At 28.1% G+C, this 13586-nt stretch carries 11 protein-coding genes; all 11 read right to left on the reverse strand.

Features of this window, described 5'->3' with window-relative positions:
- Positions 1-4: 4 nt before the first annotated feature.
- The 11 genes from HBE96_RS04640 to HBE96_RS04690 all read right to left on the reverse strand — a co-directional run bounded on the left by HBE96_RS04640 (position 5) and on the right by HBE96_RS04690 (position 13401).
- The gene (locus tag HBE96_RS04640) at positions 5-1063 is read right to left on the reverse strand and encodes an HD-GYP domain-containing protein (protein WP_169296588.1); all 1059 of its coding nucleotides are present in this window, start codon (positions 1061-1063) and stop codon (positions 5-7) included.
- A gap of 93 nt (positions 1064-1156) precedes the next feature.
- Entirely contained in the window at positions 1157-2248 is a 1092-nt protein-coding gene (locus tag HBE96_RS04645) for a GerAB/ArcD/ProY family transporter (RefSeq protein WP_169296589.1), read from the reverse strand.
- 69 nt (positions 2249-2317) lie between these two features.
- The gene (locus tag HBE96_RS04650) at positions 2318-3445 is read right to left on the reverse strand and encodes a Ger(x)C family spore germination protein (protein ID WP_169296590.1); all 1128 of its coding nucleotides are present in this window, start codon (positions 3443-3445) and stop codon (positions 2318-2320) included.
- 29 nt (positions 3446-3474) lie between these two features.
- Entirely contained in the window at positions 3475-4593 is a 1119-nt protein-coding gene (locus HBE96_RS04655; protein WP_169296591.1) for a Ger(x)C family spore germination protein, read from the reverse strand.
- Positions 4571-5674, reverse strand: coding sequence for a GerAB/ArcD/ProY family transporter (locus HBE96_RS04660; RefSeq protein ID WP_169296592.1), 1104 nt, complete (start codon positions 5672-5674; stop codon positions 4571-4573). Before HBE96_RS04660 ends, HBE96_RS04655 begins: the two co-directional genes overlap by 23 nt.
- The gene (locus HBE96_RS04665) at positions 5667-7160 is read right to left on the reverse strand and encodes a spore germination protein (protein ID WP_169296593.1); all 1494 of its coding nucleotides are present in this window, start codon (positions 7158-7160) and stop codon (positions 5667-5669) included. Before HBE96_RS04665 ends, HBE96_RS04660 begins: the two co-directional genes overlap by 8 nt.
- Positions 7161-7533: 373 nt before the next feature.
- Positions 7534-8517: a cobalt transporter CbiM gene (gene cbiM / locus HBE96_RS04670; RefSeq protein WP_169296594.1), complete on the reverse strand. Its 984-nt coding sequence runs from the start codon at positions 8515-8517 to the stop codon at positions 7534-7536.
- 344 nt (positions 8518-8861) lie between these two features.
- The gene (gene lipA / locus HBE96_RS04675; RefSeq protein ID WP_342590154.1) at positions 8862-9716 is read right to left on the reverse strand and encodes a lipoyl synthase; all 855 of its coding nucleotides are present in this window, start codon (positions 9714-9716) and stop codon (positions 8862-8864) included.
- 29 nt (positions 9717-9745) lie between these two features.
- Positions 9746-10729, reverse strand: a complete 984-nt coding sequence (gene lplA, locus HBE96_RS04680) for a lipoate--protein ligase (protein ID WP_169296596.1) — start codon at positions 10727-10729, stop codon at positions 9746-9748.
- Between the two features lie 346 nt (positions 10730-11075).
- Complete coding sequence (locus tag HBE96_RS04685; RefSeq protein ID WP_169296597.1) at positions 11076-11555, reverse strand: PTS sugar transporter subunit IIA; 480 nt, start codon at positions 11553-11555, stop codon at positions 11076-11078.
- Positions 11556-11580: 25 nt separating this feature from the next.
- The gene (locus HBE96_RS04690) at positions 11581-13401 is read right to left on the reverse strand and encodes a MutS-related protein (protein WP_342590153.1); all 1821 of its coding nucleotides are present in this window, start codon (positions 13399-13401) and stop codon (positions 11581-11583) included.
- Between the last annotated feature and the right edge of the window lie 185 nt (positions 13402-13586).

Raw genomic sequence — 13586 nt, forward strand, 5'->3', positions numbered from 1 at the left:
TAATCTAATAAACAAGTGATTCTATAATAGTATTAAAAGTTGTCAGTAGATCAATTTCATAACTATTTATTTTTTCTTTTGTAATATGATCATAGTTAACTCTTATAACAGGCCTATCTGGAAAATACTTATTTTGCTTCACTACATATCCTTCTATTCCATTAGAAAGCTTTACACAGCAACCTAATGGATAAATAAAAAAATTTTCTTTGAACTTTTCTACTATTTTAGTGTCAAACATAATATCTCCATTAGATATTATATATTCATAAGCTTCATTAGGATTATATCTTTCTCTATAACTTCTATTAGCACTTAAAGCTGTAAAAACATCACAAACACTAATAATTTTTGCATAATCACTGACTTTATCTCCACTTATCCCTAGCGGATAACCTTTTCCATTTACTCTTTCATGATGTTCTACTACTGCAGACAAAATGTTTTTATTATCTACTCCAGCCTCCTTTAACATTCTGTAACCGTATACTGGATGTTTTTTAATTTCTTCAAACTCCTGCTTTGTAAGGGGTTCCTTTTTATTTATAATTTCATTTGAAATTTTTATCTTTCCTATATCATGGAGCATTGCTGAAATTCCCAATTCTGTCAAATCTTCTATTTTTAGATCTAAAGAGCGGCCTAAAAATATAGACATAATTGCTGTATCTACGCAATGAATATATGTATAATTGTCATATTTGCTAATCTCGTATAAATTAGTATTTACATCACCTTCTGTAGCAATATATCCAGCTAAATCTTCTACTATTTTAAAGGATTCTTCAACAGTATCTTTATTCCCCTGCATTATATTAGTAAATACATTAGGAAGTCTTTCAATAGTTGATTGTTTTAACTGATCAATTTTTTTATCTTCTTTTATATCATCCAATTCTTTGTCTTCTATATAAATGTAATAAAATCCACTTTGCTTTATTCTATTTATATATGGAGTATTTAATTTCGTGCCTGACGGAAGTAATACCTTCCCGTATCCGTCAAATAAAGTTTTTCCTAATATTTCATCGCCCTTTAAATTTCTTACCAGTTCAAATCTCATAACATATCCCCATTTCCCAAATGGAATAAAAATTGAAACTATTCTAATATCATTTTAATTCATATATAGCAAATATTCAACGTAATAAATAAATTATTTTTCTATTAAATTTTTTCTATTATTTATACTTATGAAAAATGCTATTAAAGAAACATATGACAAATTAAATAACACATATATAGGTATAATCTTACCAGCAAAGGCATCTCTTATTATAGTGTTTTCATATTTAGAGGATAAATAAAAAATTATAGGATATGTAATAATAATAAAATCTTTTCTCTGTACTTTTTTAATTATTTCGTTTAACCCAAAAGTAAATGAATAATAATAATTTGCTATAATTTTAATCATTATTAATGTCCACATTATTATAAATACATATCTAAAACTATTTATAATAGGTAGTGTTAAAGCTTCCGTTGTAGTGACTAAAGGCCATATAAACTTAGGAGCAATATCAATACTTAAATAATATATAGTAATAAAAGTAAACCAAGTATATACAGTTCCTGTAATTAATATGCTCCTTACCCCACACTTCTTCAAACTTTTATTTTCTTGTAAAAAAGGATAAATCAAAAATAAAATCTCCATACCAGAATACGCAAGAGCAGTTTCTTTTGTGGACTTTACCATATTAACTACACCAGAACCAAATACAGGCATTATATTTATTATCATACCTTCTTTTAAGGCAACTATAGGAATAAAAAATGAAACAACAGTCAAATAAAAAATAATTTCATTAGCTTTTCCAAGAGGCTTAATTCCTTTATATGCAACAAAAGCTGCTGGTAAAAATATTGTTATTAGAATTTTATTTTTATCTAGAAAAAATATCATATATATTTTAAGTAAATTTGCTATTCCTGAAGCTGCTTCTGTTAATATTAGTAAAAAAAATGATACAAATATAAAATTTAATATAGTACCTATGATTTTGCCAAAACACTTTTTACTTAAAATTAATATATTTTCTTTAGGAAACTTTTTATACATATAGTTTGCTATAAAGAGCATATATATAGGGTATATTAAACCAAATATGCAAGATATCCATCCATCCTGCTGAGCATCTTTTATAACATCAGCAGGTAACGTTAACACTGAACTTCCAATCATGCTTCCAACTAGTATATAAGTCAATTGATTTTCAGTTAAAAAAATATCTTTATTATTCATTCATTTCTCTCCTAAACTTATACCCAAAATTTGCTTTTGTTTTATATGACTGAAACTAATAATACCTTTTTAATATTCTCCTCTACCTTCAGCATTTACTTTAACTTTTACATTTACATATATGTCAGATTCACTTACTACCTTATTCCAATCTACACCAGTATGTCTCCCGTACTTAGCTGCTGCATATTTACCTAAACTTAAAAAATCTACTTTATATTGAGATTTAGTACTATTTATAAAATCTTCACAGGTTTTTTTTATTGATTCTTCCATATCTTTAACAAATTCTTTCTGAACTTTTGGATCTTTATTAAAATTTTCATATAATTCATTTGATGCCACAGTACCATTCAAATTCAAATCAATTATAAATTTATATTTTTCACCTTGCTTATAACATTTAACCTTTCGCTTAACCTTTGTCTCATAGTCTATATACCTCTTAGATCCTTTTTTTATAGTAAATATTCCTCCTCCACTATCTTTTCTTATCAAATTTACAATTTTAGCTTGTTGTAGATCTAATTTTCCTATCATTGTATCGCCTTTAAATATGGCAATACCCGTAACCTCAGGTAAATTTTCTTTTAATTCTATATAAGGAAGTACTAAATTTCTTCCTTCAGCGTCAACTCTTGTTATTGAATTTATAAAATTGTATTCACCAGAAAAAAAATTATAGTATTTAGAATTTATAATTAATGACTCTATATAGTCTGCAGCATTTGAATATCCTTTAATTTTGTAATTTAAAATATCTTCAGCTTTTCCCTTACATACTACCATAACCGCTCTATCATTTACCTGGGGACTATTTAACAATATATCTAAAATATTATTAATACCATATTGAGCATAACTTTCACTTATTATAAGTACTTTTTCTAATCCCAATAAAAATTTCTTTTCAGATCTTAATTGTCTCTTACCTCTAGTTTCACCTATATTTTTAGCTCTACCAGTAATAACCTCACTTTTTATCTCTCCCGAAGGATCACTTATGTATGTAGCAATAGGAATGCTATAATATACATCTCCTTTATTTCTTTTTTCTAAGTCATACCCTATACCTACAGGAACAGCTAAGTCCTCTATTAATTGACCTTTAGTACCTATAAAACTCCACAAAAAAATCATTACGATAGATATTTTAATAATTATATTCTTAATAGCATTCTTTACACGTTTAATCATTTCTTCACCTTTTAATAATCATTAAAGATTTAATATTCTCCCCTGCCTTCAGTATCAACTTTAACTTTTACATTTACTTCTATACCTGATTCACAAATAACCTTATTCCAATCTACTCCTGTTTCCCTTCCATATTTGGCTGCTGCTACTCTTCCTAAATCCAAAAAATCTACTTTATATTCACATTTAGCCTTACTTAAAAAATCTTTGCATTCTTTTTTTATTGAATTTTCCATTTCATTTATAAACTCTTTTAATACTTTAGGGTCTTTATTAAAATTTTTATATAATTCATTTGACGCTATAGTACCTTTTAAATTTAAATTTATTACAAATTTGAATTTTTCACCTTCTTTATAACACTTAACTTTTCTTCTAGATTCTGCATAATAATTTATATATTCTTTTGAATTTTTTTGTATACTTAACATACCTTGTACTTTGTTTTCTCTAAGCAAATTGGCTATTTTAGCTTCTCTAATATCTAATTTTGCCACCATTTTATCCTTTTTAAATACAGCAACACCTGTAATTTCAAGACCATTTTCCTTTATCTCCAAATATGGAAGTATAGTGCTTCTTCCTTCTGCGTCCATTCTCACTACTAAATCCATCATGGTATACTGAGGTGCAAAAAAATTAAAGTAATTAGAATTTTTAATCATTCCTTCTATAAATTCTGTTGAATTAGCATATCCTTCTACTTTATGCTTTAAGATATCCTCAGATTTACCCTTACACACTGTCATAAAAGCCTTATCATTTATTTGAGGATTATGAACTAATATATCTATCATTTCATGAACTCCATCTCTAGCAAACCCTTCGCTTATTACATATACTTTTTCCAATCCTAATAAATATCTTTTATTATTTTTTACCTGTCTATTTTCCCTTGTAGCTCCAATAGTACTAGCTTCTCCAACAATAACACTACTTGTTGTATTACCAGAAGGATCAAATACATATAATGCAATGGGAATCCTGTATAATTCATCTTGTTTTGTGTTTTTTACTATATCCATTCCTACTCCTATAGGTACAGATAGATTTTCTACTAATTCACCCTTAGATCCTATAAAGCTCCATAACAAAATTCCACTTAGTATTATAGAAATAATAAACTTAATGTGTAACTTTTTTTTCATATTGATCTCCTTTTTTTATAAAGAGTAAAAGGGCTACAGCAGAAACATATATTAAATTAAAGAGCACATATAAAGGAACTGTTTTGCTTAAGAAACTTCTTCTTATAGTTGGATTTCCATACTTCATAGATAAATAAAAAACTATTGGATATATCAAAAGAACAAATTGTTTTCCACTTATATGCTTAGTAAATTGGCTTAATCCGTGGACCAGTGCAAAATAAAAATTAGACATGGTCCTAAACATTATAAGGGACCATAACATCATGAATATATATCTAAAGCTATTTATCACAGGTATTATTACTGACTCTGATAGTGTTACAACAGACCATAAAAATTGGGGAATAACTTCAATTCCCAAATAAAATATGGTTACAAAAGTTATCCAAGTATAAATAATTGAAGTAAGCACTGCAGCTCCTATGCTGTAACGTTTAATTTTTTCCCTGTTTTCTAAAAAAGGATATATCAAAAATATAACTTCTATTCCAGAATAAGCAAATGCAGTTTCTTTAGATGCTTTTATTATATTTATTACTCCAGAACTAAATACAGGCATAACATTTAAAAAACTACCCTGTTTTAAGGCTGCTATAGGAATAAAGAGTATAGGAAAAGTACAGCAAAAAATAATTTCTCCTAATTTACCAAGAGTATTAATACCTTTATATGCAATAAAAGCTGGCACTAAAAATATAATTGCCATTATTTTTTTCCTACTCAAAAAATTTACAATATATATTAAAAAAACATTACATGTTCCTGCTGCTACCTCTGTAAGCAAAAATAAAAAAAACATTACAAATATAAAATTAAAAATTCCACCTATAATTTTTCCAAAGCACCTTTTGCTTAACGTTAGTATATTATCTTTAGGAAACTTATTACTCATATACAATGCCATAGTGATCATATATAAGGGATATGTTATACCTAGTATGCATGAAATCCATCCATCCTGCTTTGCAACTTTCACTACATCATTAGGCAAAGTCAATATTCCAATTCCAATCATGCTGCCTAATAATATAACCGCAAATTGAGTAATAGTTATTGTATTTTCCTTATTATTACCCATTTTTGCTCCTCCTAAATTTCCATCTGAAATTCTTTTGTCTGACAGGATTGTTATTAGGTATACCTTCAGGTCTTTTATTCATTTTCCATATAGGTGCTCTTATAAAAATGTCTTTTAAATCACCTTTATAGAAAGATAAATAAGGAACCCCATAACTATCTAAAGAACAAAGATAAGCTATTAAAAAAAACCATCCTATAGCTATTCCTAATGCTCCTAACCAGTTAGCTAATATTAACAGGGGGTAATTCAGCAGCCTTATAGAAAGAGACATTTCATAATTAGGTATTAAAAAAGATGCAACAGTTGTAATACCAACTACAAGTAGTGTAAGTGAACTTACAATTTTAGCTTTAAGTGCTGCATCTCCTATAATAATTCCACCTACTACACTCACAGTTTGACCTATTTTGCTTGGTAATCTAAGTCCTCCTTCTCTTAAAAATTCTATAACCAAATTCATAGACAATATGGACATAAACGGTGTTAAAGCTATACCTTTTCTTGATTCAATAATAGATTGTATAAAAGTTAATGGTATTAGTTCTGAATTAAATTTTATTAAAGTTATGTACACACTTGAAAGTGTGATTACTATGAAAACTGCTATACATTTTATTATTCTAGTAAAGGATGATACTATTGTTCTATGGTAATAATCTTCTACTGTTTGAAAAAAATCTGTAAATAAACTTGGTAAAGTTATAACAGAAGGAGTTCCTTCTGGCATCAGAGCTATCCTTCCTTCTAATAAATTGGCTTGAACTATATCTGGTCTTTCTGTAGCAAAAGTTTGTGGAAAAATACTGTAGGGATGTTCCTCTATAAGCTGTTCAACCATAGCGCTTGATGAAACACTATCAACCTTTATAGATTGTATTCTATCTTTTATTTTTTTTAATAAACTTTTATCAACTATATCATCTACATATACAATAGCTAAATCTGTCTGTGATCTTTCGCCTAAAGTGAATATTTCCATTTTTAAATTTCTATCTTTTAATCTTCTTCTTATAATACTTAAATTGGTTTCCAAATTTTCTACAAAAGAATCTCTAGGACCTCTTAACGAAGTTTCATTCACAGGGTCAGATATAGCTCTAAAGTTTCCACCTGTTGTGTCTATTATAATAAAGCTGCTACTTTCCTGGATCAACATCAGAGTTTTTCCTCGCTTTACAGCATCTACAGCTTTATTTATATCTTTTTCTAATTGCGTGTTGCTAATAGTTATATATTTTTTACATACATAATCTTCAACCTGGGGTATACTACTTAAATTTTCCCCTATGTGAAGCATTAATGGATTTAAAATATCCCTATCAATCATATCTTTATTTACCAGACCATTTACATAAATAATATATGCTTCAATAGGTTCTTTACTTCCCATAACAAAATTTTTAGTTATTAGCTGTATTCCATTTCCCATTAAATTCTTAACTTTATCCAAATTCTGTTGTAAGATAAGTTTTTTATTCTCCATATACACACCTCACTTTACAAAACAATATAATCTTTGTTTTTAGTATGGATTTAATTTTAAAAAATATTAGACAGATTATGCCTTTAGTGTAGGTATTCTATTGTCATAAGTGGGTATTTATTACAAACAGCTAATTAAATATTAAAAAAGAAATAACAAAAACACTAAACTTTACTTATGTAAAATTTAGTGTTTCTATTAACAATTTAAAGCATATTATTTTTTATTTTATTTAATAGATATTACTTACTACCTTTACAGGTTATATTTTAAATTATAATTAAAGATATATAATTTAAAAGCACATAAATAAAAAATAGATTATTACAAATTCTATGTTTTTAAAACTATTCTCAAAGCTCCATTATTCTTTCTATGATGCTTTATTTTGCAAATCTTTTTCCTTTTTAAACGAAGCAATTATTTTAAATATAATTAATAGAATTGCCACTCCAGCTACTGCTGAAACAATATATCCTATTTTTTCAGGCATAACACTTGGAGCATAATCTGGTGCTATTGCATTAAAATTAAATCCGTTTTCAAAAGCTTTTGGTACATATCCAACTAATGATTTTACTTGCTCAGCATCCCATTCTCCCCATGCAGTTCCGCTAGCTAAAAGCCCTAATGGACATAATACTATTAATGCACCAAGAAGTCCATATAAAGATTTTCTATTCGTTTTCTTTCCTTCATATATAATACCTGGAGACATCTTTTTTATATAAGCATAAACTCCAGCTGTTATAGCACCTTCTAAAATTCCTACAAGTAAATGTGGCAAAACCATAGCAGGCACCGAAACACTTAATGTATAAGGACAATAAATTGCTGCACCTGCTGCATCCTTAAATAATAGTGGTTGTATTCCAAATTCAATAGCTGCACAAAATGCTGCTGCTAATATTCCCATATAGCCACCAATAAAAGTTGCTATGTATTCCCCTTTTTCTGTACTTACTCTATTTTTTATAAATCTGTAAACAAAGTATCCAACAAACGGCATCACAAAAGCCATGTTAAATGTATTTGCTCCGTAAGCAAGTATTCCTCCATCTCCAAAGAATAATGCTTGAATCAATAATGCTATACTGACAGATATAGTTGCCGCATATGGACCCACCAATATTGCTATTAATGTTCCACCCACTGCATGAGCAGTAGTTCCCCCTGGAACTGGTATATTAAACATCATTACAAGAAACGAAACAGCTGCACAAACACCCAGTATAGGCATTTTTCTCTTGCTTACTTCTTTCTTTACTTTTTTTACTGCTCTTGTCCACACTGGTAGCATTATAACCCCCATTGCTGCACAGGTTGATGGACTTAAATAGTTATCTGGAATATGCATAATAATCCCCCCAAAATTTTAAAACTCAAGTTTATCATATTCTATATATTAAAATAAATTTCTCTGCTATCATTTAAAAGCAATTTTTATGCCACTAGTTTTAGGCATCTAAAAAAATAACAAGTCCAATATGTGACGGATATTTTTTTGTAAGACAATGAGACAGATTCTGCAGAAGCTTAAGCTATCTAAGGGTTCTGTGGACACAGTATTACAGAAAACAAACTAGTATATGGACTTGTTATTTTTTTTAGATGTTTTAAAGAGTAAAAGCAAAAAATTCTCAAAACGATACTTTTTCAGTTCCATTTTGAGAATTTTTTCATTTTGATAGACAAATAGAATTAAGAATTAAACACCTCTTCTGCATGATATGAGCTTCTAATTAAAGGATCAGAAAAAACATGTTTAAATCCCATATCTAAAGCTATTTTTTCATATTTCTTGAATATATCAGGGTGTATATATTCTACTAGCTCGTGATGTTTTGGAGAAGGTTGTAAATATTGTCCAATAGTCACAATTTCGCAATTAACATTCTTTAAATCTTTAAGTATTCCAACTACATCTTCTTCATTTTCACCAAGTCCAAGCATAAACCCGGATTTAGTCATTATAGAATCGTCCATTTCCTTTACTTTCTCCAAAAGCTCTAATGACCTATTGTATACTGCCATAGGTCTTACCTCTTTATAAAGTCTTGGCGTTGTTTCTACATTATGATTTATTACATTTGGCTTAGAATCCACTACCTTCTTTAAAGCTTCCTCATCACCTTTAAAATCAGGTATAAGTACCTCTACAGTAATGTTTTTATTTAATTTTTTTATCTCATCTATTACTTTTGCAAAATGTCCTGCTCCCCCATCTTTAAGGTCATCTCTTGTTACAGATGTTATAACTGCATGTTTAAGATTCAACTTATCAATAGCTTGTGCTACATTATGTGGTTCGTTTATATCAACCACCTCTGGTTTTTCTTTTGTCACATTACAAAAAGTACAATTACGTGTACAATGTTTACCAAGTATCATAAAAGTAGCTGTTCTCTTACTAAAACACTCCATTCTATTTGGACAATTTGCTTCTCTGCAAACTGTATTTAATGAATACTTCTTTAATATTTCCTGAACGTTACCAGAAATTTCTCCTCCCCTTATTTTTACTCTTAGCCATTCTGGTTTCCTTTGATACATGATGTTATCCCCCTTTGAAATCGTTTTATATGTTAATTAAACATTACCTGCATTAAGTTGTCCCCATTAATATTACTTATGTACTTTTCAATAGGCATGTCCTTCAAAATGCCTCGTACATCTTTTTCTGTATACTTTACTCCAATTAAAGCTTTTTCTAATTCACTAATATCCATTTCACTAAAAAAATCCCCATACAACTTAATATCACTTATTAAGCCTTTTTCTACATTTATATTAGCTTGTACTATTCCCCCTAAAAACTTTATCTCATTAAAGTAGTTAAACTTTGGCGATTTTCCATAATTCCATTCCCATGTAGAATACTTATCATCAGAAATCTTTTTTACACAGATCATATCTTCCTTTGTTAATTCATAAAGCTTTACTTCTTTTTGGTCACTTATAATAGATCTCGCTAAAAACTCTTTAAACTCCTCTAAATTCATTGGAGTTTTTAAATGTTCACTTATATTAGTAACTCTGCTTCCTACAGACTTAACTGCCTTGTCTTGAAACTTTATATTTTTTACTTTTAATGCTGATGTTAAATCATTCATACTAGCTGAAAATAAAATGCTTCCATGATGAAGAATTTTATTTTTATAATTGTACTGTGCATTACCTGAAAACTTTTTTCCATCTATGGTTAAATCATTTCTTCCTGATAACTCCGCATTTATTCCAACTTTTTTAAGTGCATTTATAATTGGATATGTAAATTTAGAAAAATCTGCAAAGTGATTTTTCTCTTTACTAGATATAAAAGTAAAATGTAAATTACCAAGATCATTAAAAATTGCCCCACCACCAGACATTCTTCTTACAACTGGTAAGTTACGACTTTTTACATAATCCACATTTATTTCTGATAGAGTATTTTGATTTTTTCCTATTAGTATACAAGGTTCATTTCTCCACAGCATAAAACAATCTTCTTCAAAATTTTTCAACATATATTCCTCAATAGCATGATTAATATATGGATTGGTATTATCATTCTTAATAAAAAGCATAAAGACCTCCAAATAAATATACTAATTTAAATTTTGCAAATAAAAAATCGTTTTCATTTAATATAAACAAAAAGCGACATAACCTTTTCAGAGGACATTTGACAAAGGACAGAGGACAGTGAATGTAAGTTTTCTTCCTTGCGTCAGAAAACTAATTTATTTCTAAAACTTGTTTTGCTAAGGCAAAACAAGTTTTAAATTTATATAAGTTAGCAATATTAACTTTAGTGAACCGAGTATTTGAAAATTCAATTAAAGATTTTTCGTAGCATAGCGGAGAAAAATCCTCCTTCACTGTCCTCTGTCAATTGTCCTCTGTCCTCTAAAAAATAATCTGTAAAAATAACTATCTAACCTTATAAGTAAATATGACATCCTGTCCTGCTGATACATCAATCTCTGTATTTACCTCTATATTTTTAACTCTAGAAGTATTAGCAATTAAAACAGGAGTAATTAATGAATATTCCTTTTCCTTCATAACTTCTCTATCAATTTTTATTACAGGATCTCCCGCTTTAATTCTACCACCTTCTTGTGCTATCCTTTCAAATCCTTCGCCATCAACTTTTGTTGTATCTAAACCTATATGCACCAAAATTTCTACTCCATTATCAAGGGTAATGGCAAACGCATGATTTGTTTTAAATATTATACTAAGTACACCATCTGCTGGTGACACTACTATGTCCTCAGAACAGTCAATGGCAACACCATCTCCCGCTAACTTATTAGCAAAAATTTCATCTGGTACCTCTGATAATTTTAATACCCTTCCAGACATAGGTGCTATTACAGAATAATCCTTCTTAAATAAATCAAACATATATTACCCCTCCTAAAATTTGTATTTAATTGTACATATCATTTTTAATTTCTATTCCAGCCATTTTCATCAAATAAAGAGCATTCCTAGTTTTTGATATGCCATTTTGAAGTTTATAGTCAAAATAAATTTGGTTATTTTTGTAATACTCTCTAAAATGGTAGTTCTTTATTTTATTATTACTTTCTTCTTGTAAATCACCTAATTCTAAATCATGAGTAGATACAAGTCCTAATGTTTTTTCTTTACTTAAACTGTTTATTAAAACCTTAGCTCCCATATGTCTATCTAGTGAATTAGTACCTTTAAATATCTCATCTAGTAAGAAAAATATTTCTTTTTTCTCTTTAGATGCTTTAACAATATTTTTTATTTTTAAAAGTTCTGCATAAAAAGAAGATATATTTTTTTCTAAATTATCACTAACCCTCATACAAGTATATATTTCCATCATAGAACAGCAAAAACTTTCAGCACATACTGCTGAACCTGAATAAGCTAATACTAAATTAATTCCTGAAGTTCTAAGTAGTGTGCTTTTACCCGACATATTAGAACCTGTTATAAGTCCTATAGTGGATGGTTTTCTCATTATTAAATTATTATTTACGCCTTTATCCCCAAGCAGTGGATGTGCCATTTTAAAAGCTTCAAACACTAACTCATCTTCAGTAATTTTAGGAATACACCACTTTGGATAGTCGTGATTTATAATTGATAAACTACATAATTCTTCAAATTCACCAATGGTATTAATCCATTTTCCCAAATCATCTCCGCACTCATTCTTCCATTTTTCTAGTGCAAACATGCATTGATAATCCCATAAAAATAGTATGTTTATAATAATATACATTGAATTTCTTCTCTGGGAAATTGAATCACATAATTTAACCAATTTTACTATTTGTTTAGATGCTGTATTTTTATCATTTATAAGATTACTTTTTAGCTTTGTTAAATGTGTAGAATTGAATTTTTCCTTTTCAATTAATTTTATCATTTTATCATAAATTTTTATACTATTTTTAAATTCATAAACTACTCCCAAACTTCTAAATCGCTGTCCTGCCTTTGGTATAAGTAAAAAAATCTGTAAAGCTATTAATGCTAATGGTACAGATCTTGACACATTCTTAGTTGTAAAATGTAATACAATCATACTGCATGTAACTAATGGCAATATTTTAAACATTAAAATAAAACCTATATTTGTATAAAGAGGATTTCTACTCTTGGCTATTTCTATCATAGGAGCTGGATCTTTTATTTTTTCATGTATAACTTTTCCTTCAGCTTCAAACTTTTGTCTCCACTTAAGCTTTTTTGATAGCTCTCTTATTGCCTCTTGTCTCTTTCTTATTTTACCTATATTCTTTGAGCATGAGGAAAGCGAAGCCTTTAATTTTTCCCTTCCAAAATAAGTATTAGAAGTGTTAATCCACTGAAAAAGTGACCCTTTTCCAAAAATATCTAAATCTGAAGAGTAATTATGATTATCATCTATAAATTCTTTTCCACTATCACTAAACTCTTTCCACTTACCATTAAAACGCTTTGCAGAGTTATCATTTATTTTGCTAATTACTACAGCATAATTTTTATTTTTTTTAACTTTTCTGTGCAAAGTAACTATAAAAACAAATAATATTAAAAAAACTAAAAAAGAACTTATACTTAAATAAACATATTTTTTAGTATATAAAAAACTAGTTATTAAAATTCCAGCAAAAAAAATAATAAACCTTATGGTACTCATAGTACTTATAACTTTTTGCTGCTTTTTTATTAAATTTAAATAATGACTTTTTCTTTTTTCATAAAACTTTTCTCCAATTATGTTCAACCATTTTCCTCCTTTTATGAAAAGCTGCATATTTTGCAGTGCTTTTTAAAAAAATTCACTTAAAAATGCCATATTTTAATTATATTCTACTTCCACAATTAAATATCCTTCATTTTTACTTTATGTGTAAATAGTAGATTACTTAGAATTTTTTTATTATATTAAAGCCTTATACTTGCTAAAGT

The sequence above is a fragment of the Clostridium muellerianum genome (assembly GCF_012926525.1).
GTDB classification, from domain to species: Bacteria; Bacillota; Clostridia; order Clostridiales; family Clostridiaceae; genus Clostridium_AM; species Clostridium_AM muellerianum.

Bases quoted from the DNA above. Each gene is read 5' to 3' on its own strand.
- HBE96_RS04685 (WP_169296597.1), bottom strand. From the start codon at position 11,555: ATGTTTGATTTATTTAAGAAGGATTATTCTGTAATAGCACCTATGTCT.
- HBE96_RS04650 (WP_169296590.1), bottom strand. From the start codon at position 3,445: ATGATTAAACGTGTAAAGAATGCTATTAAGAATATAATTATTAAAATA.
- HBE96_RS04665 (WP_169296593.1), bottom strand. From the start codon at position 7,160: ATGGAGAATAAAAAACTTATCTTACAACAGAATTTGGATAAAGTTAAG.
- HBE96_RS04655 (WP_169296591.1), bottom strand. From the start codon at position 4,593: ATGAAAAAAAAGTTACACATTAAGTTTATTATTTCTATAATACTAAGT.
- HBE96_RS04645 (WP_169296589.1), bottom strand. From the start codon at position 2,248: ATGAATAATAAAGATATTTTTTTAACTGAAAATCAATTGACTTATATA.
- cbiM (WP_169296594.1), bottom strand. From the start codon at position 8,517: ATGCATATTCCAGATAACTATTTAAGTCCATCAACCTGTGCAGCAATG.
- HBE96_RS04660 (WP_169296592.1), bottom strand. From the start codon at position 5,674: ATGGGTAATAATAAGGAAAATACAATAACTATTACTCAATTTGCGGTT.
- lplA (WP_169296596.1), bottom strand. From the start codon at position 10,729: ATGCTTTTTATTAAGAATGATAATACCAATCCATATATTAATCATGCT.
- HBE96_RS04640 (WP_169296588.1), bottom strand. From the start codon at position 1,063: ATGAGATTTGAACTGGTAAGAAATTTAAAGGGCGATGAAATATTAGGA.